The organism is Amnibacterium soli, assembly GCF_039544415.1.
Lineage (GTDB): Bacteria > Actinomycetota > Actinomycetes > Actinomycetales > Microbacteriaceae > Amnibacterium > Amnibacterium soli.
Genome location: NZ_BAABLP010000001.1, coordinates 432321 through 456950, shown reverse-complemented (window position 1 = coordinate 456950; position 24630 = coordinate 432321). Strand labels below are relative to the sequence as shown.

General features: G+C 73.9%; 29 protein-coding genes and 2 tRNA genes. 9 read left to right on the top strand and 22 right to left on the bottom strand.

The features are described 5' to 3' along the window. Positions 1-12: 12 nt before the first annotated feature. Positions 13-1131 carry a peptide chain release factor 2 gene (gene prfB, locus ABEA53_RS02200; protein WP_345479289.1) on the bottom strand — a complete coding sequence of 373 codons (1119 nt, stop codon included), beginning with the start codon at positions 1129-1131 and terminating at the stop codon, positions 13-15. A gap of 85 nt (positions 1132-1216) precedes the next feature. Between prfB and ABEA53_RS02195 the strand changes: the two genes are divergently transcribed. Continuing rightward, positions 1217-2500 carry an MFS transporter gene (locus ABEA53_RS02195; protein WP_345479288.1) on the top strand — a complete coding sequence of 428 codons (1284 nt, stop codon included), beginning with the start codon at positions 1217-1219 and terminating at the stop codon, positions 2498-2500. A 46-nt stretch (positions 2501-2546) separates the two neighbouring features. Here ABEA53_RS02195 and ABEA53_RS02190 read toward each other — a convergent pair whose 3' ends face one another. The 4 genes from ABEA53_RS02190 to ABEA53_RS02175 are packed head-to-tail and all read right to left on the bottom strand — an operon-like array spanning position 2547 to position 3973. Further along, positions 2547-2981: a hypothetical protein gene (locus tag ABEA53_RS02190; protein ID WP_345479287.1), complete on the bottom strand. Its 435-nt coding sequence runs from the start codon at positions 2979-2981 to the stop codon at positions 2547-2549. Then, positions 2978-3433, bottom strand: coding sequence for a hypothetical protein (locus ABEA53_RS02185; RefSeq protein ID WP_345479286.1), 456 nt, complete (start codon positions 3431-3433; stop codon positions 2978-2980). Before ABEA53_RS02185 ends, ABEA53_RS02190 begins: the two co-directional genes overlap by 4 nt. After that, entirely contained in the window at positions 3408-3791 is a 384-nt protein-coding gene (locus ABEA53_RS02180) for a TadE/TadG family type IV pilus assembly protein (protein ID WP_345479285.1), read from the bottom strand. The genes ABEA53_RS02185 and ABEA53_RS02180 overlap by 26 nt, the downstream gene beginning before the upstream one ends. Continuing rightward, the gene (locus ABEA53_RS02175; protein WP_345479284.1) at positions 3788-3973 is read right to left on the bottom strand and encodes a hypothetical protein; all 186 of its coding nucleotides are present in this window, start codon (positions 3971-3973) and stop codon (positions 3788-3790) included. The genes ABEA53_RS02180 and ABEA53_RS02175 overlap by 4 nt, the downstream gene beginning before the upstream one ends. Positions 3974-4073: 100 nt before the next feature. Between ABEA53_RS02175 and ABEA53_RS02170 the strand changes: the two genes are divergently transcribed. After that, on the top strand, positions 4074-4550 hold the full coding sequence (locus ABEA53_RS02170) for a GNAT family N-acetyltransferase (RefSeq protein ID WP_345479283.1): 477 nt from the start codon (positions 4074-4076) through the stop codon (positions 4548-4550). 12 nt (positions 4551-4562) lie between these two features. Here the strand turns inward: ABEA53_RS02170 and ABEA53_RS02165 are convergent, their stop codons facing one another. The 4 genes from ABEA53_RS02165 to ABEA53_RS02150 all read right to left on the bottom strand — a co-directional run bounded on the left by ABEA53_RS02165 (position 4563) and on the right by ABEA53_RS02150 (position 8012). Then, positions 4563-4730 (bottom strand): hypothetical protein, encoded by a 168-nt coding sequence (locus ABEA53_RS02165; protein WP_345479282.1) that lies wholly within the window; start codon positions 4728-4730, stop codon positions 4563-4565. A 263-nt stretch (positions 4731-4993) separates the two neighbouring features. Next, positions 4994-5935 carry a type II secretion system F family protein gene (locus ABEA53_RS02160; protein WP_345479281.1) on the bottom strand — a complete coding sequence of 314 codons (942 nt, stop codon included), beginning with the start codon at positions 5933-5935 and terminating at the stop codon, positions 4994-4996. Then, on the bottom strand, positions 5923-6786 hold the full coding sequence (locus ABEA53_RS02155) for a type II secretion system F family protein (protein ID WP_345479280.1): 864 nt from the start codon (positions 6784-6786) through the stop codon (positions 5923-5925). Before ABEA53_RS02155 ends, ABEA53_RS02160 begins: the two co-directional genes overlap by 13 nt. Next, positions 6783-8012, bottom strand: coding sequence for a TadA family conjugal transfer-associated ATPase (locus ABEA53_RS02150; RefSeq protein ID WP_345479279.1), 1230 nt, complete (start codon positions 8010-8012; stop codon positions 6783-6785). The genes ABEA53_RS02155 and ABEA53_RS02150 overlap by 4 nt, the downstream gene beginning before the upstream one ends. 137 nt (positions 8013-8149) lie before the next feature. Between ABEA53_RS02150 and ABEA53_RS02145 the strand changes: the two genes are divergently transcribed. Both ABEA53_RS02145 and ABEA53_RS02140 read left to right on the top strand, forming a co-directional pair. Beyond that, positions 8150-8229, top strand: a tRNA-Leu gene (locus ABEA53_RS02145). 32 nt (positions 8230-8261) lie between these two features. Next, on the top strand, positions 8262-8939 hold the full coding sequence (locus tag ABEA53_RS02140; protein ID WP_345479278.1) for a DedA family protein: 678 nt from the start codon (positions 8262-8264) through the stop codon (positions 8937-8939). A gap of 4 nt (positions 8940-8943) precedes the next feature. On the opposite strand, the gene rdgB is transcribed toward ABEA53_RS02140, so the two are convergent. From rdgB to ABEA53_RS02120, 4 genes are all read right to left on the bottom strand, one after another. Beyond that, on the bottom strand, positions 8944-9531 hold the full coding sequence (gene rdgB / locus ABEA53_RS02135; RefSeq protein ID WP_345479277.1) for an RdgB/HAM1 family non-canonical purine NTP pyrophosphatase: 588 nt from the start codon (positions 9529-9531) through the stop codon (positions 8944-8946). Beyond that, positions 9528-10262, bottom strand: a complete 735-nt coding sequence (gene rph / locus ABEA53_RS02130; protein WP_345479276.1) for a ribonuclease PH — start codon at positions 10260-10262, stop codon at positions 9528-9530. The genes rdgB and rph overlap by 4 nt, the downstream gene beginning before the upstream one ends. Beyond that, positions 10259-11116, bottom strand: a complete 858-nt coding sequence (gene murI / locus ABEA53_RS02125) for a glutamate racemase (RefSeq protein ID WP_345479275.1) — start codon at positions 11114-11116, stop codon at positions 10259-10261. The genes rph and murI overlap by 4 nt, the downstream gene beginning before the upstream one ends. Positions 11117-11188: 72 nt before the next feature. Further along, positions 11189-11341 (bottom strand): hypothetical protein, encoded by a 153-nt coding sequence (locus ABEA53_RS02120; protein WP_345479274.1) that lies wholly within the window; start codon positions 11339-11341, stop codon positions 11189-11191. A gap of 167 nt (positions 11342-11508) precedes the next feature. On the opposite strand from ABEA53_RS02120, the gene ABEA53_RS02115 reads away from it, so the two are divergent. After that, positions 11509-12804 (top strand): nicotinate phosphoribosyltransferase, encoded by a 1296-nt coding sequence (locus ABEA53_RS02115; RefSeq protein ID WP_345479273.1) that lies wholly within the window; start codon positions 11509-11511, stop codon positions 12802-12804. Positions 12805-12916: 112 nt separating this feature from the next. On the opposite strand, the gene ABEA53_RS02110 is transcribed toward ABEA53_RS02115, so the two are convergent. Genes ABEA53_RS02110 through ABEA53_RS02100 form a run of 3 tightly spaced genes read right to left on the bottom strand, consistent with a single transcriptional unit; the run spans position 12917 to position 15657 of the window. Next, positions 12917-13180, bottom strand: a complete 264-nt coding sequence (locus tag ABEA53_RS02110) for a DUF3039 domain-containing protein (RefSeq protein WP_345479272.1) — start codon at positions 13178-13180, stop codon at positions 12917-12919. A 49-nt stretch (positions 13181-13229) separates the two neighbouring features. After that, positions 13230-14801, bottom strand: a complete 1572-nt coding sequence (locus tag ABEA53_RS02105; protein ID WP_345479271.1) for an ABC transporter permease — start codon at positions 14799-14801, stop codon at positions 13230-13232. A 19-nt stretch (positions 14802-14820) separates the two neighbouring features. Further along, positions 14821-15657, bottom strand: coding sequence for an ABC transporter ATP-binding protein (locus ABEA53_RS02100; protein ID WP_345479269.1), 837 nt, complete (start codon positions 15655-15657; stop codon positions 14821-14823). Between the two features lie 155 nt (positions 15658-15812). Here ABEA53_RS02100 and ABEA53_RS02095 point away from each other — a divergent pair, with 155 nt between their 5' ends. Both ABEA53_RS02095 and ABEA53_RS02090 read left to right on the top strand, forming a co-directional pair. Beyond that, positions 15813-16634: an ABC transporter permease gene (locus tag ABEA53_RS02095; RefSeq protein ID WP_345479268.1), complete on the top strand. Its 822-nt coding sequence runs from the start codon at positions 15813-15815 to the stop codon at positions 16632-16634. Then, the gene (locus ABEA53_RS02090) at positions 16634-17368 is read left to right on the top strand and encodes an ABC transporter ATP-binding protein (RefSeq protein WP_345479267.1); all 735 of its coding nucleotides are present in this window, start codon (positions 16634-16636) and stop codon (positions 17366-17368) included. The genes ABEA53_RS02095 and ABEA53_RS02090 overlap by 1 nt, the downstream gene beginning before the upstream one ends. Positions 17369-17389: 21 nt before the next feature. Here the strand turns inward: ABEA53_RS02090 and ABEA53_RS02085 are convergent, their stop codons facing one another. Then, positions 17390-17860, bottom strand: coding sequence for a hypothetical protein (locus tag ABEA53_RS02085; RefSeq protein WP_345479266.1), 471 nt, complete (start codon positions 17858-17860; stop codon positions 17390-17392). A gap of 125 nt (positions 17861-17985) precedes the next feature. Between ABEA53_RS02085 and ABEA53_RS02080 the strand changes: the two genes are divergently transcribed. Further along, positions 17986-18717, top strand: a complete 732-nt coding sequence (locus tag ABEA53_RS02080; protein ID WP_345479265.1) for a hypothetical protein — start codon at positions 17986-17988, stop codon at positions 18715-18717. A 47-nt stretch (positions 18718-18764) separates the two neighbouring features. Here the strand turns inward: ABEA53_RS02080 and ABEA53_RS02075 are convergent, their stop codons facing one another. The 3 genes from ABEA53_RS02075 to ABEA53_RS02065 form a co-directional block, all read right to left on the bottom strand. Then, a complete protein-coding gene (locus ABEA53_RS02075) occupies positions 18765-20651 on the bottom strand; it encodes an amylosucrase (protein ID WP_345479263.1) in 1887 nt (628 codons plus the stop codon). Positions 20652-20730: 79 nt separating this feature from the next. Further along, positions 20731-20898, bottom strand: coding sequence for a hypothetical protein (locus tag ABEA53_RS02070; RefSeq protein ID WP_345479262.1), 168 nt, complete (start codon positions 20896-20898; stop codon positions 20731-20733). Positions 20899-20903: 5 nt separating this feature from the next. Continuing rightward, positions 20904-22262 (bottom strand): S1C family serine protease, encoded by a 1359-nt coding sequence (locus ABEA53_RS02065; protein ID WP_345479261.1) that lies wholly within the window; start codon positions 22260-22262, stop codon positions 20904-20906. A gap of 106 nt (positions 22263-22368) precedes the next feature. On the opposite strand from ABEA53_RS02065, the gene ABEA53_RS02060 reads away from it, so the two are divergent. Further along, positions 22369-23568: an aminotransferase class I/II-fold pyridoxal phosphate-dependent enzyme gene (locus ABEA53_RS02060; RefSeq protein WP_425550583.1), complete on the top strand. Its 1200-nt coding sequence runs from the start codon at positions 22369-22371 to the stop codon at positions 23566-23568. 88 nt (positions 23569-23656) lie between these two features. On the opposite strand, the gene ABEA53_RS02055 is transcribed toward ABEA53_RS02060, so the two are convergent. Then, positions 23657-24448 (bottom strand): carbon-nitrogen hydrolase family protein, encoded by a 792-nt coding sequence (locus ABEA53_RS02055; protein WP_345479259.1) that lies wholly within the window; start codon positions 24446-24448, stop codon positions 23657-23659. 74 nt (positions 24449-24522) lie between these two features. Next, positions 24523-24599 (bottom strand) — tRNA-Met (locus ABEA53_RS02050). Positions 24600-24630: the final 31 nt, after the last annotated feature.

Here is a 24630-nt window from a genome sequence, read left to right as displayed (position 1 = left end):
GCGGGGCGCCGCTCAGTCGGTCGGGTCCTTCTTCCGCCAGCGGATGCCGGCCGAGAGGAAGCCGTCGAGGTCGCCGTCGAAGACGCTCGACGGGTTGTTGACCTCGTACTCCGTGCGCAGGTCCTTGACCATCTGGTACGGCGCGAGCACGTAGGAGCGGATCTGGTCGCCCCAGCTCGCGGTGATGTTGCCCGCGAGCTCCTTCTTCTTCGCCGCCTCCTCCTCCCGGCGCTGGATCAGCAGCCGGGACTGGAGCACCCGCATGGCGGCGGCGCGGTTCTGGATCTGGCTCTTCTCGTTCTGCATCGACACGACGATCCCGGTCGGGAGGTGCGTGATGCGGACCGCGGAGTCGGTGGTGTTGACGCTCTGGCCGCCGGGTCCCGACGAGCGGAAGACGTCGACGCGGATGTCGTTCTCGGGCACCTCGATCTCGCCGCTCTCCTCGAGCAGCGGGATGACCTCGACCGCGGCGAAGCTCGTCTGGCGCTTGCCCGCGGAGTTGAAGGGGCTCATCCGCACGAGGCGGTGCGTGCCGGCCTCGACGGAGAGGTTGCCGAACGCGTAGGGGGCGTCGATCTCGAACGTCGCGGACTTGATGCCCGCCTCCTCCGCGTAGGAGGCGTCCATGACGGTCGCCGGGTACTTGTGCTGCTCGGCCCAGCGCAGGTACATGCGCAGCAGCATCTCGGCGAAGTCGGACGCGTCGACGCCGCCGGCGCCCGCGCGGATCGTGACGACCGCGGGGCGCGGGTCGTACTCCCCGTTCAGCAGGGTCTGGACCTCGAGCTCGTCGACGGTCTTCTGCAGGCCCTTCAGCTCCGACTCGACCTCGGCGGCGGACTCGGCGGCCTGCGCCTCGTCGTCCTCCATGTTCACGAGCTCGATCAGCACCTCGAGGTCGTCGAGGCGCGACTCGACCGCGGTGATGCGGGCGAGCTGCGACTGGGCGTGGCTCAGCTCGCTGGTCACCTTCTGCGCGGCGTCCGGGTCGTCCCACAGGTCGGGCGCCGACGCGCGGGCCTCCAGGTCGACGATCTTGGCGCGGAGGGAGTCGACGCCGACGACCGCGACGACGTCACCGAGGGTGGAGCGGAGCGCCGCGATGCGCGGGGCGAGGTCGAGTTGCATGGCCCGCCAATGGTAGTCGGCGAGCCCGTGCGGCCGGGCCTCCCCGCAGGAGGCGGCCCGGCCGCGGGCGTACCGTGGACGTCCTATGACGACCGCACCGAGCTTCCGCCTGGGCTCGGTCGCCCTGCCGGTCTACCTCCCCGGCCTGCTCTTCTCCATCGGTGAGGGCGCTGTGATCCCGGTGATCCCCGTCGACGCCGCCCGCCTCGGCGGCTCGCTCGCACTGGCGGGCTTCATCTCGGCGCTGATCATGGTCGGCACGCTGATCGGCGACATCCCGAGCGGCTGGATCGTCGCGAAGGTCGGCGAGCGCACGGCGATGATCGGGTCCGCCGTCGCGGCGCTCGCCGGCCTGCTGCTCTGCATCCTCGCGACCGCGCCCGCGGTGCTCGGGATCGGCGTGCTGCTCATCGGCATCGCGACCGCCTCCTTCGCCCTGGCGCGGCAGGCGTTCATGACCACGTTCGTGCCCGCCTCCCACCGCGCCCGGGCGCTCTCGCTGCTCGGCGGCATGTTCCGCGCCGGGTACTTCGTCGGCCCGTTCCTCGCGGCGCTCGTCATCGGGCTGACCGGCAGCACCCGCGCCGTCTTCGTCGTGCACGCGATCGCCTGCGTGCTGGTCGCGATCGTGCTGCTCGTGCTGCCCGACCCGTCCGCCGTGCTCGCGGAGCGGCGCTCGGCGATGCGCACCGCGCCCGCCGCGCAGACCACCGAGGGCGAGTCGGTCGCCGTGCACCGGGAGGGCCTCTTCCGCACGATCGCACGGCATCGGCAGGTGCTCGCGCGCATGGGGTTCGCGGCCGCGCTGATCGGCGGGCTGCGGTCGAGCCGGATGGTGATCCTGCCGCTGGCGGGCGTGAGCCTCGGGATGCAGGAGAGCAGCATCGCACTGGTGGTCGGCGTCGCGGGGGCGGTCGACCTCGCCCTGTTCTTCACGAGCGGGCAGATCATGGACCGGTTCGGGCGGCTGTGGAGCGCGCTGCCGTCGATGATCGGGCTCGGGCTCGGGCACCTCGCGCTGGCGCTCGTCGTCTGGAACGCGGTGGCCGACGGGTCGTCGGGCCGCATCCTCTGGTTCGTGGCGGTCGCGATCGGCATGTCGCTCGCGAACGGCGTCGGCAGCGGCATCCTGATGACCTTCGGCGCCGACCTCGCGCCGCGGCACGACCCCGCCCCGTTCCTCGGCGCCTACCGCTTCACCGGCGACGCGGGCAACGCGGCCGCGCCGCTCGCCCTGTCGGCGCTGACCGCCGCGGTCTCCCTCTCCTTCGCGTCGGCCGCGATCGGTGTCGTCGGCCTGCTCGGCGCGGGCCTGCTCGCCCGCTGGGTCCCCCGCTTCATCCCCCGCACGCCCCGCCCCCGCACCTGACCCCCTGCGTTCCGCAGGACGTTCGGTCCTCCGAAACGAAGGCGCGTCAGCGGAAGCGGGCTGCCGCCGTGGACGTCACGGTCACCGGCAGGCCGTCCGGCAGCAGCGGGCTCACCAGCGGCGGCCGCCACGTCGCCCGGAGCACCACCGTCGCGCGGCGCCCGTCCGCGGTGCCCGCCTCGGTCACGGTCAGCCCCTCCAGCTGTTCCGCGGCCGCTTCGCTCACGAAGGCGTCGACGACCGCGCGCACCCGGTCCGACGACAGCCGGGGAACCACCTCGTCGCCCCGCACCGACGCGTCCGCGACGCGGAACGACTCGGCGCCGGCGAGCGCCGCCCCGTCCGCGACGGTGAGCAGCCGCAGCCGCTCGAGGTGGAGGCTCGTGGCCCCCGCGGCGACCACGACGAAGCCCGCGGCGATCGCGAACAGGCCGACGATCAGGGGGACGGCCGCGCCCTCCTCCCCGCTCCCCCGCGTCATCGCACCGCTGCGAACATCGACACGCGCTGCACCGCATGGGCCTCGATCGGCACCGCAGCGGGAGCGTCCACGTCGAGCGCGGGCGGCAGCAGCGGCAGCGCGGTCGCCACCCGGACCCGCACGTCGACGCTGCCCCGCGGCGTCTCGCAGTCGCCGGGGTCGGGCGCGCAGCGCACCTCGCTGCGGGTCGCTCCGGGCGCCACGTGCCAGTCGGCGAGCGCCACCTCCGCCGCGGCGTCGGCCGCGCGCCGCCCCTCCCCGTCCGTCGCGGCGATCGCGATGCTGCGGGCCGCCTGCCGCGCGGCGCCCTCTGCGGCGAAGGCGGCGCCCTGCAGCGCCGCGACGGTGAGGACCAGGTAGACGAGCGGCACGAGCAGCAGCACGCCGAGCACGAGCACCTCGACGGCGGCGCTGCCCCGCTCGGCGTCAGGGCTCGGGTTCGAGCGCGGCATGGCCGGACACCTCGATCGCGGCGGGCGGCCCGAACAGGCCGATGACCGGCAGCGGGATGCTCGCCGTGACGACAGTGGCGGGCTGCCGCTGCCACATCGTCCGGCCTGCGCGCACGTCTGCGGCGTACGCGGGGCCGAGGCTGTCGGTGAGCACCTGCCGCGCCCGGGCGACGCCGTCCGCGTCGGAGTTCCCGACGATCGCCGACCAGCGCGCCCCCTCTGCGACCGCGGCCAGCGCGGTGTTGCGGACGAGGAGCACGGCGCCGACCTGCAGCACGCCGAGCACGAGCGCGAGCAGCACCACGGCGGTGAGCACGAACTCGGCGGGCGCGCTGCCGTGCTCCGCCGACGGCCTCACAGGCCGGAGACGCTCGAGATCGCCTGATTGAACAGGCCCGTGAGCGCGGGCCCGGCGACGCCCCAGAGCAGGACGACGAGCCCCGCCGTCATCATCGTGACGAGGACCCAGCCGGGCACGTCGCCGCGTTCGGCGTCGTCCTCCGTCAGCGGAGCGGCGGAGCGGGGAGCGTGCAGCGTCATGCGGGCCTCCGGGGTAGCGGCGTCGCGTCAGTGTGGACCGGTCGCGGCTGCGGCGTCGCGAGTTGTCCACAGGCCCCGCGGCCGCCCTAGGGTCGGCGGCATGACGGATGCCGCTGCAGTCCGGCCGATGACGCCGGAGGAGTACGACGACTGGATCGTCGACGAGATCGCGGCCTATGCCGGCGATCTCGCGCAGGCCTCGGGCTCCACCCTCGAGGAGGCGCACCTGCGCGCGGAGCAGCAGACGAAGGACCTGCTGCCCGACGGGCCGGCGAGCGACGGCGTGCACCTGCTGCGGGTGCTCGACGGCGCCGGCGAGCCGGTCGGGGTGCTCTGGCTCGGACGGCACCCGCAGCGCCGCGGCGCCGGGTGGGTCTACGAGGTGCGGAGCGAAGAGGCCCGGCGCGGTGAGGGACTGGGGCGGGCCGCCATGCTCGCGGCCGAGCAGGTCGCGCGGGAGGCCGGCTGGTCGGCGCTCGGGCTCAACGTGTTCGGCCACAACCCGCGGGCGCGCGGGCTGTACGACTCCCTGGGCTACGAGGTGGCCGCGACGACGATGGCCAAGCCGCTCGACTGAGCGGGGTGCGGATCAGTCGTGGTCGCCGGGCTTGCGGTGGCGGCGCTGACGCCCGACGACGAAGAGGAGCAGCAGGATCAGCGCGATCGGCGCGAGGATCAGCACGAAGGGCATGAACGTCTGGGACTGCACCCCGGCGGCGCTGAGCAGCGGGACGAGTGCGGTCGCGGTGAGAGGCATCCTTCGAACGTAGGCGCGCCTCCTCCGTCCCGGGTGCGGGCGAGCGGACTCCCGGTCCGCACCCGGAGCGCGCCCAGGCGCCGGGGGTGCCGGCTGCGCGCCTCTCCGCGGGCGTCTTCGGACGTCCCGGGCGTCCGATGACGCCCGGCTGCGCCGCCGACGCCCCTCCTGCCGGCGTCGGACTCGTCCGCACGGCCGACGGATCCGCTCCTGCCCCGCGGGTGCGCACTGGACGGCTCGCGGCAGGTCGCCGGTCCCCCGCGTCAGAGCTGAGTCTGCAGCACCAGGAGCCCCGGGAACACGGCGAAGGCGACGGTGACCGGGAGGATCAGGAAGACGAGCGGCACCATCATCGCGATCTCCTTGCGTCCCGCCGCCTCGAGCAGCTGCCGCCGGGCGTGCTCCCGCGCGTCGGCCGCCTGCACGCGCAGCACCTCCGCGAGCGGCGAGCCCCGCTCCAGCGCGCCCACCACGTGCGTCAGCGCCCGCGTCAGCGCCGGGATGCGCAGCTCGTCCCCGAGCACCGTCAGCGCGGTCGGCAGGGGCACGCCGACCGCCGACTCGTCGACGACGCGCTGGACCAGGTCCGCGAGGGTGCCGGAGCCGACCCGCGCCACGCGGCGGAGGGCGTCGCGCACCCCCTCCCCCGCGCTGAGGCTCAGCGCCAGGAACTCGAGCACCGTCGGCAGCTCGCTCTCGATGCGCGCTGCACGCCGGTCGCCCTCGACCGACAGGAGGCGGTCGCGCACGAGCGGGCCGAGCACGACGCCGACGACGGGCGCCGCCGCGAGCGCGGCCGGGCTGCCGTTGGCGGCGGCCAGGGCGCCGAGCCCTGCAGCGAGGACGCCGCCGCCGACGGCCCACAGCAGCTGCCGCAGCCGGTACCCCTCGACGGACCAGGCGCGTCCGGCCCGGGCGAGCCGGACCGCGGCGCCGCCGGAGCCGCCGAGCAGGCCGCCGAATGCGCGCTGGAACAGGTCGAGCCCGGGCGCGACCAGCAGGCCGAGCACCGGCACCGGGTCCACGACGGCGGGCCGCTGCAGCCGCCGCGCCTCCGCCGACACGTCGAGCAGGTACGGCGCGAGCCGGGTGGCGAGCCGCGGCCTGCCGACGGCCGGGAGGCGCGTCGTGACGCTCCAGAGCCCGACGCCCGCGGTGAGGCCGAGCGCGAGCGCGGCCCAGAGCTCGGGGCTCACCGGAACCACCGCCGGTCCTCGGGCAGCCGGCCGATCGCGAGCATGACGCGGTAGGCGATGAGCGTCACCGCGGCGGCGACGAGCAGCAGGAGCGTCCCCTGCGGCGTCGCGTAGGCGCGGGCCGCCTCCGGTCGCGTCGTCAGCAGGCCGAGCACGATCCAGGGCGCGGCGAGCCCGAGCTTGCCCGCGTTCGTCACCCAGCTCTGCCGCGCCTCCACCTCCGCCCGCAGCGCGAGGTCCTGCCGCAGGTGCGCGGCGAGGTCGCGCAGCACCGACGGCAGCTCGGTGCCGCCGACCTCGCGCGCCATCCGCAGCACCTCGATCAGCCGGTCGGCCGTCGGGTCCGCGAAGTGCTGCTTCAGGTCGTCGAGGGCCGGACCGACCGTGCCGGTGCGCCGCCACCTGTCTTCGAAGCGGCGGAAGCCCGGCCGCAGCGGCGGCGGGCCGGTCGCGGCCAGGGCGGCGAGCGCGTCCGGCAGGGGCATGCCGGCGCGGATGGCCGCGACCAGGTGGTCCACGACCTCCGGCCACAGGCCCCGAGCGGCGCGCAGCCGGGCGCGGGCCCGCCAGCCCGCGACGGTCCACGGCGTCAGCGCGCCGACCGCGAGCGCAAGGGCGGCGACCGCGGACAGGCCGGTGACCGCCAGCACCACCGCCCCCGCCGCCGCGCCCAGCACGAGCGACGTCGTCACGAACACGCCCGGCGCGGTGCGCGGCAGGCCGGCGCGACCGAGGCGGTCCTCGACGGCCGCCGCCCAGCCCCGCGAGCCGGCGCGGGCCCGCGGCCGCCGCGGCCAGAGCCAGGGCGAGGCGAGCAGGACGATGCCGGCGCCGCCCGCGGCCCCGAGCAGCGGGATCACGCGGCGCCCCGCACCAGCGCAGCCGGGTCCAGGCCCGCGGCGAGGAGCTTCTCCTGCTTCGGCGGCAGGCCACCGGTCGCCCGCAGGACGTCGCCGTCGAGCGCGAACAGCCGGGTCGCCTCGATCACGCCGCCCTCCGCAGCAGGCGCGCTGAGCGCACCGGTCGGCGCGAGGACCTCCTTCACCCGCCGGCGCCCGCTGCGCTGCAGCTCGCAGTGCACGACGAGGTCGACCGCGGAGGCGACCGTCGGCACCACGAAGCCCGCATCGATGTTCCGGCCGGCGAGCAGCGGCAGCGTGCAGAGCTTCACGAGCGCGTCCCGCGCGGAGTTCGCGTGGATGCTGCAGGCGCCGGGCACGCCGCTGTTCAGCGCGATCAGCAGGTCGAGCGCCTCCGCCTCCCGCACCTCGCCGACCACCAGGCGGTCGGGCCGCATGCGCAGCGCCTCCTTGATGAGCCGTCGCAGCGTCACCTCGCCGGTGCCCTCGAGGCTCGGCTGCCGGCACTGCATCGCCACCGCGTCCCGGCCGGGGCTCTGCAGCTCGAACGTCTCCTCCACGGTGACGACGCGGTCCGTGGGACGACCGGCCGCCAGCAGGGCGTTCAGCATCGTCGTCTTCCCGGCCTGCGTCGCACCGGACACGAGCACGTTCAGTCCCGCGAGCATGGCCGCGCCCAGGAAGTCGGCCGCCGCGCTCGGCAGCGACCCGAGCCCGACGAGCGCGTCGAGCGTCGTGACCCGGTCGGAGAACTTGCGGATGTTCACCGCCCAGTGGCGGCGGGTCACTTCCGGGACGACGACGTGGAGGCGGGACCCGTCCGGCAGGGAGGCGTCCACGAACGGCGAGGCGAGGTCCACCCGCCTGCCGCTCGAGACGAGCATCCGCTCGACGAGGTCCTTCACCTCCTGCTCGCCGAGTACGATGGCCGTGAGCTCGCTCACCCCGCTCCTGGCGACGAACACCCTGGTCGGGCCGTTGATCCACACCTCCTCGACGGTCGGGTCGTCGAGCAGCGGCTGCAGCGGCCCGAAGCCGACGAGGTCCGCGACGACCTCCCGCTCCGCGCGCCGCTCGTCGCCGATCAGCGGCACGTCCGCGGCGAAGGCGTGCTCGGCGTAGCTGCGCAGCTCCTCCCGCACCGCCTGCTCGGGCGGCCCGCCGAGCGTGCCCCGGCGGGCGCGCGTGCGCACCGAGTCCGCGATCACCCGCACCGGATCGGTCATGCGCGCCAGTGTGGCGAGGCCGCGGACCGGGCGTCGGCGGTTGTCCACAGGGCCCGAGCGCTTCCGCCCCTCGTGCCGCCGAGCCGAGGAGGTCGCCTGCGCGTCGCACCCCGTGGGTACACTGAGCGGCGCTTCCGGCGGGAGTGGTGGAACTGGCAGACACGCAGGATTTAGGTTCCTGTGCTTCGGCGTGAGGGTTCGAGTCCCTCCTTCCGCACCCGCTGGTTCCGGTGATCGAAGGAGGTCGGGATGCCGACGGTGAACGGCCTGTTCCCGTTCCTGGACCCCGAGAGCCTCGCCTCGGCCGGTCCACTCGGACTGGTGATCGTCTGCGCCGTGATCTTCGCGGAGACCGGCCTGCTCGTCGGGTTCGTGTTCCCGGGCGACACGCTGCTGCTGATCACGGGCATCAGCGCCGAGCAGGGCCTCGGCATCAGCATCTGGATCGCCGCCCCGGCCATCGCGGTCGCCGCGTTCCTCGGCGGTGAGCTCGGCTACTACATCGGCAAAAAGACCGGTCCCCGGATCTTCGAGCGGCGGGACTCCGGCTTCTTCAGCAAGGAGCAGGTGACCCGCACCTACCGCTTCTTCGACAAGTACGGCGCCCTCGCGGTGATCCTCGCCCGCTTCGTGCCGATCGTGCGCACCCTCGCGCCCATCGCCGCCGGTGTCGGCCGCATGGACTACCGGCGCTACAGCCTGTACAACGCGATCGGCGCGCTCGCGTGGGGCTTCGGCGTCACGTTCCTCGGCTACCTGATCGGCTTCATCCCGCCGGTGTCGGAGTTCGTGCAGCACAACATCGAGTTCATCCTGCTCGGCGCCGTCGTGCTCACGCTGATCCCGACGATCTACCACGTGTGGAAGAACCACCGCGCGGCCAAGCGGGACGCCGCGTCGGACCGGTCGTCGGTCTCCACCGACTGAGGCGTCAGCCCTCGGGCAGCGCCGCCACCAGGGCGCGGAACGCCAGCCCGCGGTGGCTGGTCGCGTTCTTCTCGTCGGCCGACAGCTCCGCGGCGCTGCGACCGTCGGCGTCGAGCGGCGCGAAGACCGGGTCGTAGCCGAAGCCGCCGGCTCCGCGAGCGGCGTCGAGGATCACGCCCTCCCACGCCGCGGTGCGCACCACCTCGATCTCGTCGTCGACGTACACGGCGGCGCAGACGAAGCGGGCGGACCGGTCCGCGGCGTCGCCGAGGCGCTCGAGCACCAGGTCGCGGTTGTCCGCGTCGCTGCCCGTGCCGGCGTAGCGCGCGGAGAAGACGCCCGGTTCGCCGCCGAGGGCGTCGACGACGACCCCGGAGTCGTCTGCGATCGCCGGCAGCCCGCTGCTCGCGTGCGCCGCGCGTGCCTTGATCAGGGCGTTCGCCTCGAAGGTGTCGCCGTCCTCGACGGGCGACGGCCCCTCGGACCGCAGGAGCTCGACGCCCGGCAGCAGCGGGCCGAGGATCGCGGAGAGCTCGACGACCTTGTGCGCGTTGCCGGTGCCGAGCACGATCCTCGGCGGCCGGCGGGTCACGCCTCCAGCCCCAGGGCGGAGCGCTGCAGGGCGGTGAGCCGCTCCGTGCCGGCGAGCGCGAGGTCGAGGAGGCGGTCGAGCTCGCGGCGGTCGAACGGCGCGCCCTCGGCAGTGCCCTGCACCTCGACGAACAGCCCGCGGCCGGTCGCGACGACGTTCATGTCCGTCTCCGCCCGCACGTCCTCGGTGTAGGCCAGGTCCAGCATGGGCTCGCCGTCGATGATGCCGACGGACACGGCGGCGACGGAGTCGAGCAGCGGCACGGCCTTCTGGCCGATGAAGCGCTTCTCCCTCCCCCACTCGATCGCGTCGTGCATCGCGACGTAGGCGCCGGTGATCGCGGCGGTGCGGGTGCCGCCGTCGGCCTGCAGCACGTCGCAGTCGAGCACCAGCGTGTTCTCGCCGAGCGCCTTCGTGTCGACGACCGCGCGCAGCGAGCGGCCGATGAGGCGGGAGATCTCGTGGGTGCGCCCGCCGACCTTGCCCTTGACGCTCTCGCGGTCCATGCGGTCGTTGGTGGAGCGCGGCAGCATGGCGTACTCGGCGGTGACCCAGCCGCGGCCCTTGCCCTGCAGCCAGCGCGGCACGCCGTTGGTGAAGGAGGCGGTGCAGAGCACGCGCGTGTTGCCGAAGGAGATGAGGGCGCTGCCCTCCGCCTGGGTGCTCCAGCCGCGCTCGATGGTCACCGGCCGCAGGTCCTCCGCGGTCCGTCCGTCGCGTCGCTCGGTCATGTGCGGTCTCCTGTCGTCGGAAGGCTGGTCGGCAGCGGGATCGCGCCGGTCTGCACGAGGTCGACGGCCGCGACCTCGGGGCCGAGGAAGCGGCGGGCGAGCCGCAGGAACGCGGCCTCGCTCTCCCCCGTCGCCTCGAAGCGGTAGGTCGGGGCCGCGTCCGCGGTGCGCAGCAGGTCGTGCTCGACGAGCTGCCGGTACACGTCGGCCGCGGTCTCGTCGGCGCAGGACACGAGCGCGACGTCGGGCCCCATCACCCAGCGGATCGCGCCGGACAGCAGGGGGTAGTGGGTGCAGCCGAGCAGCACGGTGTCGACGTCGGCGGCTTTCAGCGGCGCGAGGTACTCCTCCGCGACCGCGAACAGCTCGGGTCCTGTCGTGACGCCGGCCTCGACGAAGTCGACGAAGCGCGGGCACGCCGCCTGCACGACGGTCACCTCGGGATCGGCGACGAACGCGTCGACGTAGGCGTTCGACCGCACGGTGCCCTCGGTGCCGATGACGCCGATGCGCTTGGTGCGGGTGCGGCGGGCCGCTGTGCGCACCGCGGGCAGCACGACCTCGACGACCGGGATGCCGGCCCCGTGCGTGAAGCGCTCGCGGGCGTCGCGGAACATCGCCGCGGAGGCGGTGTTGCAGGCGATCACGAGCAGCTTGACGCCCTGCGCGACGAGGTCGTCCATGACCGCGAGCGCGTACTCGCGCACCTCGGCGAGGGGCTTCGGCCCGTACGGCGAGTGCGCCGTGTCGCCGACGTACAGCACCGACTCGTTCGGCAGCTGGTCGATGATCGCCCGGGCGACGGTCAGACCGCCCACACCCGAGTCGAAGACCCCGATCGGCGCGTCCGTCACGGCCGGACAGCCTAGGACCTCCGCCTCCGCGGCCCGTCCGCGCCGACGGGCGGCGCGGACCGGGCGCGGGGCTCAGTCGGCGTCGCGGCGGCGCACCGAGACCGTCACGAGCGCGACGGCGAAGGAGACGAGGACCACGCCGACGACGCCGGCGGGCAGGAGATCGAACGGCAGCAGGGACTGCGCCTGGGCGTGGAGGAGCACGACGTCCTGGGTGGGGACCATCGGAGGGGGACCTTCCGGGGAGAGACGGTCGGCGCGGTGGGGGACCGCGCAGCGACCCGGGTGGGTGACCGGGCTTCGGACCAGGCTAGGGACGGGCGCTGCGGGGTTCGAGTCCCCACTTCACGGGCCCTCGGCCCCCGCGCGCACGGGTTCTCTACGCTCGGGGTGTGACGAGCACCGCACTGCTGACGGACCGCTACGAGCTCACGATGCTGGACGCCGCGCTGCGCGACGGCACGGGGCACCGCCGGAGCGTGTTCGAGGTCTTCTCCCGCCGGCTCTCCGGCGGCCGCCGCTACGGCGTGCTCGCCGGCACCGGTCGCGTGCTCGACGCCGTGACGCGGTTCCGCTTCGGCGGGCCGGAGCTCGAGTGGCTCGCCGCCGAGCACGTCGTCTCCCCCGCCACGATCGACTGGCTCGCCGACTACCGCTTCAGCGGCTCGATCAGCGGCTACCGCGAGGGCGAGCTCTACTTCCCCAACTCCCCCGTGCTCACCGTCGAGGGGTCGTTCGCGGAGGCGGTGATCCTCGAGACGCTGATCCTCAGCGTGCTGAACGCCGACAGCGCGATCGCGACCGCCGCCGCGCGCATGGTCTCCGCGGCGCACGGGCGGCCGCTCGCCGAGATGGGCTCGCGCCGCACGCAGGAGCGCGCCGCCGTCTCCGCCGCCCGCGCCGCCTGGATCGCCGGCTTCGCTGCGACGTCGAACCTCGAGGCCGGGCGGCGCTGGGGCGTGCCGACGATGGGCACCGCCGCGCACGCCTTCACGCTGCTGCACGACAGCGAGGAGGAGGCGTTCCGCGCCCAGATCGAGGCGATGGGCGCCGACACCACCCTGCTCGTCGACACCTACGACGTGATGAGCGCCGTCGAGACCGCGGTGCGCCTCGCCGGCCCCGAGCTCGGCGCCGTCCGCATCGACTCCGGCGACCTGCCGGTCGTTGTGCAGGCGGTGCGGGCGCGGCTCGACGAGCTCGGGGCGACCGGCACGAGGATCACCGTGACGAACGACCTGGACGAGTACGCGATCGCGGGGCTGGCCGCCTCCTCCGTCGACTCCTACGGCGCGGGCACGCGGCTCGTCGGCGGCTCCGGCCACCCGACCGCGGGCTTCGTCTTCAAGCTCGTGGAGCGCGCCGACGACGACGGCGCCATGCGGCCGGTCGCGAAGAAGTCCGTCGAGAAGGCCGGCAGCGGCGGCCGCAAGTGGGCCTTCCGCCGCCTCGAGGACGGCGTGGCCGTGGAGGAGCGCGTGGTCGTCGCGGACGACGAGCCGACACTCGCCGACGCGCGGGCGCTCGTCGTGCCGCTCGTCACGGCGGGCACCCCGGACCCCGCGCACGTCGGCGTCGAGGGCGTGCGGAACGCGCGCGAGCACCACGCCCGCGTGCTGGCCGAGCTGCCGCCGGATGCGATGCGCCTGTCCGGCGGCGACACCGCGATCCCCACCGTCCTCCGGTAGCCGTTCGCGGATCCGCACTTCTCGGCCGACACGCCGTGCTGCGGGCTCCCGGGCCCGGCGTGTCGCGCAGGTTCTGCGGATCCGCGAAGAAAATGCGGATCGGCGGATCGGGCTACTTCATCTTGTCGTAGAGCTTCTTGCAGTCCGGGCAGATCGGGAACTTCTCCGGGTCGCGCCCGGGCACCCAGACCTTGCCGCAGAGCGCGCGCACCGGCTTGCCGGTCACGGCCGACTCGACGATCTTCTCCTTCTGCACGTAGTGCGAGAAGCGGTCGTGGTCGCCGTCCTCGGTGACCTCGTTGTTCAGCAGCTCCTCGAGCTCGCGGTCGAGGGTGGACGTCCCGCCAGCGGGGTCGGTCACGGAGGCGCGCAGCATGCTCCAAGGGTAGGACGCGCCGCGCCGGTCGACGGCGCGGATCGGCCGATCAGGCCCGCAGCGCCGCCGCCAGCAGCTCGGGTCCGCGGCGCTCGAACACCCGCCCGCCGAGCACGGTCCCCCACCACAGCACGAGCACGCCGACCACGAGCCCGACGGCGAGCGCGGCCCACGCGGTGCCGCTGCCGCCGCCGGAGTACGCCAGCACCCCGAGCACGATCGCGGGCGCCGCGGCGAGCAGCTGCAGCAGGAAGAGCACGGACTGCACGACGGCCGCCAGACCCCCGGCGGAGTTCGGGTGCTGGAACGGGGAGGAGCCCGGCCGCGGCACCGGGTAGGGCATCAGCGCGGAGCTGACGCCGCCGAGGCCCGCGCCGGCGAGCAGGAGGCACCACGACGCGCCGATCAGCGGCGCCGCGAGCAGCGGGCGCCCTGCGAGCACGGCGCTGACGACGGAGCCGCCGGCGAGCAGGGGCAGCCCGACCGCGAGCACGGGCGCGAGGCGGCCGAGCCGGTCGTCCACGCCCCGCACCCCCGCGGCGACGTGCAGCCAGACGGCGGTGTGGTCGTAGGCGAGGTCGTTGTGCGTCGCCCAGCCGAGGAACAGCGCGATCACCGGCACGGGCAGCAGCGCGAGCAGCGAGCCCGGCACGCCGGCGAGGCCGAGCACCAGGACGAGCACGATCGGGGTGACCGGGATGCTGATGGCGCTGACGCGGTAGCGCACGTCGCGGGCCCAGTAGGTGGTCGCGCGCGCGGCGATCGCGCCGCGCGGCGTCGCGGGCAGGCGCGCGAACCAGCCGATGCCCGCGACCGTCTGCGGCTTGGCCTGCCGGCCGGTCGACACGAGCGCGGTGCCCACCAGGGCGCGCCAGACCAGGCCGAGCACGACGACGGTCAGCACGGCGACGAGCAGCTGCGCGAGCCCGGAGGCGCGGCCCGCGGCGATGCTCGCAGGGGCGGCCCACGCGGCGCCGAGGGGCGTCCAGCCGAGCACGGCGACGATGCGCCCGATGCCGGCGAGCGCCCGCCTGCCCAGGTCCAGGTTCGTGGCCAGCACCACGAGCGGCGCGAGCAGGGAGACGGCGATCACGAGGACGGCGGCGACCGCCTCCCGCGACCGCCGCGTGGACAGCAGCAGGCCCGCGGCCGCGGCGCCGATGCGGGACAGCAGCACGCAGGTGAGCACCACCAGCGGGACGCACACCAGGGCGACGAGCGCCGAGGCCGGGTTCCGCGACCACGTGGCGACGGTGGCGAGGGCGACGAGCAGCAGGGCGGCGCCGGGCACGCCGACGACGCCCGCGACGGCGAGGCCGACCGCCAGGCGGGTGCGCTCGACGCCGAACAGCGCGAACCGGCGCGGGTCGAGCGTGTCGTCGACGCCGACGAACACGGGCACGACCAGGAACGCGAGCACCGCGAGGGACCCGGCGCCGACCGTCACGGCGGTCGCGAGCTGCAGCGGCGCGTACCGCAGCGCCACCAGCGTCGCGACCAGCATCACCGTGATGCCGGCGCCGTAGAGCAGCGCGAGCACCAGGCCGACGACCTGCCACGGGCTGCGCCGGAACTGGTTGAGCAGGAGGCGCAGCTTCAGCCGCACGAGCAACCCGGTCACGAGCGCGTCCCTTCCGCGATCACTCGGTGAAGGAGTGCAGCCACTCCATGCCCGCGGCGGCGCGCCGGCCTCCGGCGAGCGCCACGAAGCGCTCCTCGAGCGTCCCGCCCCCGCGCACCTCGTCGGTCGTGCCCGCGGCGAGCACCCTGCCGCCGACGATGACGGCGACGTGGTCGCACACGCGCTGGATGAGGTCCATGCCGTGGCTGGACAGCACGACGGTGCCGCCCGCCGCGACGTAGCGCTGCAGGATGTCGACGATGTTGGCGGCGGACACCGGGTCGACGGACTCGAACGGCTCGTCGAGCACGAGCAGCCGCGGCGAGTGGATCATCGCCGCGGCGAGCGCGATCTTCTTCGTCATCCCCGCCGAGTAGTCGGCGACGAGGCGACCCGTCGCGTCCTCCAGCCCGAACGCGGCGACGAGGTCGGCCGTGCGCTGTCGGACGGTCGCGGCGTCCAGGCCGCGGAGGACACCGGAGTAGTGCAGCAGCTGCGCCCCGGACAGCCGGTCGAAGAGCCGCAGCGCGTCGGGCAGCACGCCGATCGCGCGCTTCGCCCGGTCCGGCTCCGCCCACACGTCGATGCCGTGCACGAGCACCCGCCCGCCGTCGGGCCGCAGCAGCCCGGTCACCATCGACAGCGTCGTGGTCTTGCCGGCGCCGTTCGGGCCGACGATGCCGTAGAAGGAGCCGGCGGCGACGGCCAGGTCGATCGCGTCGACCGCGACGGTCTCGCCGAAGCGCTTGGTCAGGCCCCGGATGTCGAGCACGGCCTCCGGCCCGGTCGGCGCCGCCTCCGCCCCCGGGTCGGTCTGGGGGAGCTCCGGCACCGTCACGCCTTCGACACTAGCCATGCGCCGTCCGGGCGCCAGGAGCAGCGCGGGCGCCTGCGGATCGCCGCACGACCGGCCCCGCGTGGCACCGGGCGGTGCGGCGCGCGTCATCTACCATGAACGATCGGCGCCGCGGCCGCCCTCCCCCACCCGATCCGCCGCCACGAGGACCACCTGTGACCGCTGCCGTCTCCGCGCCTCGCGCTCTCGCCCCGGCGAAGCGCACGACGTACTGGTCGCGCTACCGCCAGGCCCTCTGGCTGCTGACGACCCGCGACCTCAAGGTCCGGTACACGACGAGCCGGCTCGGCTACCTCTGGTCGATCATCGACCCGCTGCTGATGGGCCTCATCTACTGGGTCGTCTTCGGCTTCATCTTCCACCGGGGCGGGGTCTCCGAGGACCCCTACATCCTGTTCCTGCTCAGCGCGGTCCTGCCCTGGACCTGGCTGAACGGCAACCTGTCGGACGCGACGCGCGCCTTCCGGCAGGAGGCGAAGCTGATCCGGTCGGTGAAGATCCCCCGCAGCATCTGGATCCTGCGCCAGATCGCGAGCAAGGGCATCGAGTTCCTGATCAGCCTGTCGATCATCGTGTTCTTCGCGCTGATCACCCTGAAGGCGCCGAGCCCCTGGACCCTCGTCTACCTGCCGGTCGCGATCGCGCTGCAGGTGCTGCTGACGGTCGGCTGCAACTTCATCATCGCGCCGCTCTCCGTCTTCTACCGCGACCTCGAGCGCGTCGTGAAGCTGGGCCTCCCCGTGCTGTTCTACGCGGCGCCCGTGCTGTACCACCTCGACATCGGCAACCCGGTGCTGCACTTCCTCTACGGGCTCAACCCCGTCGCGGGCCTGCTCGACCTCTACCGCGGCTGCTTCTTCCCGCAGATCGTCGACTGGGTCTACGTCGTCGAGGGCACCATCGTCTCGCTCGTCATCTTCACCATCGGCGCGGTGGTCTTCCGTCGCTCCATCCCGCGCGTGCTCAAGGAGCTGTGATGGCCGCCCCCGTGATCTCCGTCGACGGCGTCGGCATCCAGTTCCAGCGCGACCGCCAGCGCAAGCGCACCCTGAAGGACATGCTGGGCCGCAAGGAGCTGCGGCAGGCGCCCGACGAGTTCTGGGCCTTCCGCGACGTCAGCTTCGACGTGCACGCGGGCGAGTCGATCGGCGTCGTCGGCCGCAACGGGCAGGGCAAGTCGACGCTGCTGAAGATGGTGGCCGAGGTGCTGATCCCCGACGAGGGCTCCGTGACCGTGCGCCAGGGCGTCGCACCGCTCATCGAGATCACCGGCGGGTTCGTCGACGACCTCTCCGTCCACGACAACGTGTACCTGGCCGCCGGCCTGCACGGGAAGTCGAAGGACGAGATCGACGACGAGTTCGCCGAGATCATCGAGTTCGCGGAGATCAAGGACTTCGTCCACACGCCCTACAAGCACCTCTCGAGCGGGATGAAGGTGCGCGTCGCCTTCTCCGTCGTGTCCCGGCTCGACGAGCCGATCCTCCTCGTCGACGAGGTGCTGGCGGTCGGCGACCGCGGCTTCCGCCGCAAGTGCTACGCCCGCATCGAGGAGATGCTGGCGGAGGGCCGCACGATGTTCTTCGTGTCGCACAGCGACGGCGACCTCAAGCGGTTCTGCAACCGCGGGCTCTACCTCGACAAGGGCCGGATGCAGTACGACGGCCCGATCGACGAGGCGTTCGAGCGGTACACCACCGACTACGCCTGACGAGCGAGGCCGCCCGGCGGCTCAGCTCGGCCAGGGCTGCCCGCCGATGAACAGGTCGTAGGTGTCCGCGCCCGGCGCGGTCGGCTTGAGGCGCAGCGTCTTGTCCTTCTGCGGGTTCGGCAGCTTCGCCGCGGCGGCCTGCTCGGGCAGGTGCTTCAGCGGCTTCCCGCCGTTGAGCAGCTCGTTCGCGTCCGCGCTCGTGACGGAGAGGTCGTAGGCCGCCCGCAGGTCGGCCTGCAGCCGCACCCGCTCGTCCGCGAGCGTGCGGACGCCGGAGGCCGTGAGCACCACGGCGCCCGCGAGCGCGACCGCGGTCAGCACGCCGGCGACCACGAGCAGCGGCGCGCGCCGCTTCGAGCGGCGCAGCGAGGGCGCGAACACGATCGGGAGGCAGATCAGCACGGTCGCGGCGAGCAGCGCGAGCAGCGCGGGCACGAACACGAGGTTCTGGTTCCCCGCGAAGTACGGGATGGTCACTGCGTTGAGGGTCACGGCGTCTTCCAGGGTGTCGCGGTCCCCGGAGCACCGCGGGAGCAGCGGCGGCGGGACCGAGCGACGCTAGCACCGGGCGGACGCCCGGCCGCCGTTCGGCGCGGCTTCCTAAGATCCTGTCCACCATGAGCGAGCACGAGCAGGACGACCTCCCCAGCGGCTGGACGAAGCAGGGCTTCGATCGGCTGCTCTCGGTGCACCGGCCGGCGGTGCTCGCCCACCTCCGGTCGATCCGCAGGCACCACCCGACCGCGTCGCCCGACGAGGTGATCCAGGCCCTCGAGAAGCGCTACGTGACCGCGGTCACGGCCGGCGGCGCGGCGACGGGTGCGGCGGCCGTCGTGCCGGGCGTCGGCACGATCGCCTCGCTCGGCATCAGCGGCGCGGAGACGGTCGGGTTCCTCGAGGCGAGCGCGCTGTTCGCGCAGTCGGTCGCGGAGGTGCACGGCGTCGCGACCACGGACCCGCAGCGCTCGAGCACCATGGTGATGGCGCTGATGCTCGGCCCGGCGGGCGCGAACCTCGTGCAGCAGTTCGCGGGCGAGGTCACCGGCACCGGCAAGCCGCGCAGCGCCTACTGGGGCGAGCTGGTCACGAAGCGCCTGCCGTCGACCGTGATGAAGGGCCTCGGCGACCGACTCCGGAAGAGCTTCATCCGGCGCTTCGTGGCCCGGCAGGGCGCCAACGTCGTGTTCCGCGCGGTGCCGTTCGGCATCGGCGCGGTCATCGGCGGCGCGGGCAACCGCATCGCGGGCCAGCGCGTGGTGAAGGCGACGCGGGAGGCGTTCGGTCCCGCCCCCTCCACGTTCCCCGACGAGATCCGCCTGCCCGACCAGCCGAAGCCCGTCGCCGGCTGACCCGGCCTTCGTTCCGGAGGACGTGTCGTCCTCCGGAACGGAGACTGTCAGACCTGCAGCCAGCGGAACTGCAGCGGCGCGAGCGGCACGTCCGCCCACAGCTCCACGTCGACGTCGGTCACGAGGTCGTGCGCGGTGCCGGTCATCGCCGCGAGCGCCTCCGCGGGCACCGTGCGCTCCTCCTCCGACAGGTTCACGAGCACCAGGACGGTGCCGTCGGGCCCCGGCCGCTGGTAGCCGAGCACGTGCGGGTCGTGCGTGCGGAAGCCGACGAGCGCGCCGCCGGCGAGCTCGGGCGTCTCGCGCCGCACCTGCAGCAGCCGACGCAGCCCGCGGTAGATCGCCCCGGCGTCGGTGTCGGGGTCCGAGCGCTGCGCGTACCGCTCGGCCGGGTAGGCCGGCCGGTGCACCCAGCGGCTGTCCGCGGCGTGCTCGGGGTCGGCGAGCGCGGCGTAGTCGTTCAGCTGCCCGACCTCGTCGCCGAGGTAGAGCAGGGGCACGCCGCCGGTCGACAGCGCGATCGAGTGCGCGAGCAGCACCCGCTGCACGCCGTACGGTTCGCCCGCCTCCACGCCCGCGAGGGAGGCGGTCGTGCCGTTGACGCGCGCGTCGCCCGTGCGCGGGTTCTCCTGGAACGGCACGCCCCGCGCGAATGAGCCCGGGAAGCGGCCGACGTAGAAGGCGTTCAGGAACCGGCGGTGGTCGAAGCCGTCGATGCCGAGCTCCGCCGCGTCCTCGTCCGCGAAGGTCCACCCGATGTCGTCGTGGCTGCGGACGTAGTTGACCCACGCGCACCCCGCGGGCACCGCGTGGCGCCGCTCGAGCGCCTGCGACAGCAGCTGCGCGTCGCGGGTCGCGAGGGACTCCCAGATCAGCGCCATCTGCAGCGGGTTGTAGGAGAGCCGGGCCTCCTCCTCCGAGATGTACTCCGCGACCTGGTCCGGGTGCACGATCGCCTCGGACTTGAAGAGCACCGCGGGCGCCGCGATGCGGCAGACCGCGTTGAACGCGCGGATCAGGGTGTGCGCCTCGGGCAGGTTCTCGCAGTCGGTGCCGAGCCGCTTCCAGATGAACGCGACGGCGTCGAGCCGCAGCACCTCGACGCCGACGTTCGCCAGGAACAGCATCTCCCCCGCCATCGCCGTGAACACCGCGGGGTTCGCGTAGTTCAGGTCCCACTGGAACCGGCGGAAGGTCGCCCAGATCCACCGTCCGTCGGGCAGCGGCACGAACGAGCCGGGGTGGTCGTCGGGGAACACCTCCCGCGTCGACGCCTCGTAGAGGTCGGGCATCGTGCGGTCCGGGAAGATCCGGTAGAAGTCGGCGAAGTGCTCGTCGCCCGACACCGCGCCGACGGCCCACTCGTGCTCGTCGCTCGTGTGGTTGAAGACGAAGTCGAGCACCAGCGAGATCCCCGCCTCGCGCAGATCGGCGGCGAGCGCGCGCAGCTGCGCCATGTCGCCGAGCGCCGGGCTCACCTCACGGTAGCTCGACACCGCGTAGCCGCCGTCGGAGTCGCCCTCCGGCGCGCGGAAGAGCGGCATGAGGTGGAGGTAGGTGAGGCCGAGCTCGCGGAAGTACGGGATGCGGGCGCGCACCCCCTCCAGGTCCTCCGCGTACCGGTCGACGTAGCAGACGCCGCCCAGCATGCGGTTGCTGAGGAACCAGTCGGGGTCGGCCTCGCGCGTCGCGTCGAGGGCCCGCAGATCTCCGGGCCGCTCGGCGGCGGCGCCGGCCGCGACGACCAGCAGGGCGGCGAGCTGCTCGAGGCAGTCGGCGCGGTCGCCGTAGACGTCGGTGAAGGCGGTGAAGAGGCGCTCGAAGTGCGCGTCGAGCCGCGCGCGGAACGCCTCGTCGACGCCCGCGCCCGCCTCCGCGAGCCGTCGGTCGATGTGGCTCCTGGCCGCCACGGCCTGCTGCGCGAGCGAGAGCATGTGCGCCTTCCGTTCCCGGCACCGTCGCCGAGCACGAAGTCTAGGGAGCCCCCGCCGAGCGCTCCGGAGGGGCCGGCGCTCAGGACAGGTTGGCGACCAGCCCCACGCCGACGAGCGCCAGCCCGATCACGACGCCCGTGGCGACCATGCGGCCGGAGCCCTCGCCGAGCAGCCGCACCCTGCGGATGAACACGACCAGGAGCACCGCCGTCATGCCGACGACGGCGATGCCCCAGGCCGCGCCCATGCCGATCAGACCTTCGCCCGGCCGAGCGTGACCGTCGTCTGCTGCTCCGCGCCGCCGCGGTAGTACGTGACGGCGACCTTGCTGCCCGCCGCGTACGCCCGCACCTGGCCGGCCAGGTCGGTGTAGCTCGTGACCGCGACGTCGCCGACCTTCGTGATGATGTCGCCCTGCTTGATGCCGGCCGCGGCGGCCGGGCTCCCCGAGGTGGCCTCGGACACCTTGACGCCGGCGACCGTGCCGGTGGTGGCGCTCTCGTTGGCGACCGAGGTGACGCCGAGCTGGCCGTGCGTGGGCGTCTTCCCGTCGATGATCTCGTCCGCGATGCGCTTGGCGACGTTCGACGGGATGGAGAACCCGACGCCGATGTTGCCCGACTGCTCGCCGGTGCTCGAGCTGGAGCTCGTGCCCGCGATCGCCACGTTCACGCCGATGACGCGCCCCTGGGCGTCGAGCAGCGCGCCGCCCGAGTTGCCCGGGTTGATCGCGGCGTCGGTCTGCAGCACCGACAGGTAGATGTTGTTCGTCTGCGTCGGCTGCTGGCTCTGGGACTGGTCCCCGAAGTTCCAGAAGTTGAACGGGCTGTCGCTGCCGCCGCCGCTGCCGCCGCCGTTCTGGTCGCTGCCGCTGTCGGAGGACTTCGGCACGGCGGAGGACGCGACCGCGATGCTGCGGTTCAGCGCGCTGACGATGCCGGTGGTGACGGTGTTGGGCAGGTCGAGCGGGGCGCCGATCGCGACCACCTGATCGCCGACGTTCAGCCGGCTCGAGTCCGCGAACGTCGCCGCGCGCAGGCCGGAGGCGCCGGTCAGCCGGATCACGGCGAGGTCGTTCAGCGGGTCGGTGCCGACGATCTTCGCCGGGTAGATGTGCCCGTCGGAGGTGGTCACCGAGATCGTGCCGCCGGAGGTGTCGCCGTCGAGGGTGACGACGTGGTTGTTCGTGAGGACGTAGCCGTCCGACGAGAGCACGATGCCGGAGCCGGTGCCCGACTCGCTCGAGGCCGACACCGAGATCGTCACGACCGAGGGCGACGCCTTCGCGGCGACGGCCGACACCGCGGTCGCCGACGTCGGGTTGTTGATGACCACGCCCTGCCCGCTGCTGGACGTCGAGGTCACGCTGGTGCGGGGGTTCGTGGCGATGGCGATGCCGGCGCCGACGCCGCCGCCGATCAGCGCCGCGACGACCGCGGTCGCGACGACCGGGACGAGCAGGCCGCGGCGGTCCCGCTTGCGGAACGACGCGCCCTCCTCGGGCGCCGCCTGATGCGCGACGGGCGTGGTCGCCGCCTCCTCCCGCAGGTGTCCGCCGTCGTCGGCGGGCTCCGGTCGGTCCTCGAAGGGCCGGGACGTGCTGTCGCTCATGGTGCTCCTTCCAAAGCCTCCTCAGCGTGCGCGGCGCTCCTGAGGGATTCTTATGAAATCTCGGAGGCGCTCCTACGACGTGAGGACCTCTAGGTTGGCTTCGGTGATGAGGCCGGGACCGTGGCGCCGCGCTGCAGCGGGAGCAGGACTGCTGACCGCCGACGGGGTGCCGGGCACCACCATCTTCGCCGAGATGAGCGCGCTGGCCGCGTCGACGGGCGCGATCAACCTGGGTCAGGGCTTCCCGGACACGGACGGGCCCGCCGAGGTGCTGCGCGCCGCGCAGGACGCGATCGCCGCCGGGATCAACCAGTACCCGCCGGGCCGCGGCACCGCGGTGCTGCGCGAGGCGATCGCGCGCCACCAGCGCCGCTGGTACGGGCTCGAGGTCGATCCGGACACCGAGGTGCTCGTCACCGCCGGCGCCACGGAGGCGCTGGCCGCCGTGCTGCTCGCCTTCGTGGACGAGGGCGACGAGGTGGTGACGCTCGAGCCGGCGTACGACGCCTACGGGGCGATCATCGCCCTGGCCGGCGGCGCGCACCGCACCGTGCCCGTCGACTGGCCGGACTTCCGCCCCGACGCGGACCGCCTCCGCGAGGCGATCACCGACCGCACCCGCGTGATCCTGCTGAACACGCCGCACAACCCGACCGGCACCGTGCTCGACGAGGCGCTGCTGCGGGTGGTCGTGGAGGCGGCGGAGCAGCACGACGCGCTGATCGTCGCCGACGAGGTCTACGAGCACCTGCTCTTCGACGGCGTCCGCCACGTCCCGGTGGCGACGCTGCCGGGCGCGTGGGACCGCACGATCACGATCTCCTCGGGCGGCAAGACGTTCAGCACCACCGGCTGGAAGATCGGCTGGCTGACGGGCCCCGCCGAGCTCGTCACCGCCGCGCTCGCGGTGAAGCAGTACCTCACGTACGTCAACGGGGCGCCGTTCCAGCCCGCGATCGCGGCGGGCCTGGACCTGCCGGACGAGGTGTTCGGCCGGATCGCGAGCGGGCTGCAGGCGGGGCGCGACGCCCTCGTGGCGGGACTCGGCGCCGCCGGGCTGCCCGTCTCGGTGCCGCAGGCGGGCTACTTCGTCATCGCGGACGGCGCCGCGCTCGGCTTCCCGGACGGCGCGGAGCTGTGCCGGCGCCTCCCCGAGCTCGCCGGCGTCGTGGGCGTGCCGGTCTCCGCGTTCTGCCGCGACGAGCAGGCGGAGCGCATGCGCTCCCTCGTCCGCTTCGCCTTCTGCAAGTCCCCCGCGGTCCTCGCCGAGGCGTCGACCCGCCTCGCGACCCTCTCCGCCCGCTAGCCGCGTCCCCGGTGGTGCACGACGCCTGGACGTGTGCACGCGCCGCGGCTCGTGCACACGTCCTGCCGTCGCGCAGACGCGCGACGGCTCAGCGCGGGAGGACCGTGTAGCGGCGGAGGGCCAGCGAGGGGTTCGCGGCGCGCACCGCGCGGAGGCGCTCCGGGTCGAGGTCCGCGAGCGCGAGGCCCGGCTCCTCCCCCAGTTCGGCGAGCACGGCGCCCGCCGGGTCGAGGACCAGGCTGGTGCCGACGCCCTCCGGCGGGACCTGCCCCGCGGCGGCGACGAAGGCGGTGTTCTCGATCGCCCGGGCGGTGAGCAGCGTGCGCCAGTGGTGCACCTTGCCCTCGCCCGGCACCCAGTCGGCGGGGACGGCGACGAGGTCGACGTCCGCGTCCGCCAGCACGCGGGTGACCTCGGGGAAGCGCAGGTCGTAGCAGGTCTGCAGCCCGACCCGCAGCCCGTCGACGAGGAAGGTCTGCGGCGGCTCGAGCGCGCCGGGCTCCACCCACTCGCTCTCGTGCGCCCCGAAGGCGTCGTAGAGGTGCGTCTTGCGGTACACCGCCAGCACGCCGTCGCCGGACACGGCCACGGCGGCGTTGCGGAACCGCTCGCCGTCGCCGGTCTCGACCAGCCCGAACACGGCGACGAGGCCCGCCTCCGCCGCGGCCGCCCACACCGCCGCGGTGAACGGCCCGTCGAGCGGCTGCGCGTGCTCGACGAACCGCGGGCCCATCCGGTGCTCGAAGAAGGAGCTGTACTCCGGGAGCACCACGAGCGCGGCGCCCTGCCGGCCCGCCTCGACGACGAGCCGCCGCACCGCGGCGAGGTTCGCCTCCCCGTCGGCGCCGGGGGCGAACTGCGCGACCGCGATCCGGACCATGCCCCGATCGTAGGAGGCCGGGAACGACGAAGGGCCCCGCCTGACGGCGGGGCCCTTCATGCTCTCGCGAGCGCTGGTTGCGGGGGCAGGATTTGAACCTACGACCTCTGGGTTATGAGCCCAGCGAGCTACCGAACTGCTCCACCCCGCGATGCATGAGCAAGCCTAGCACCTCGGAGAGC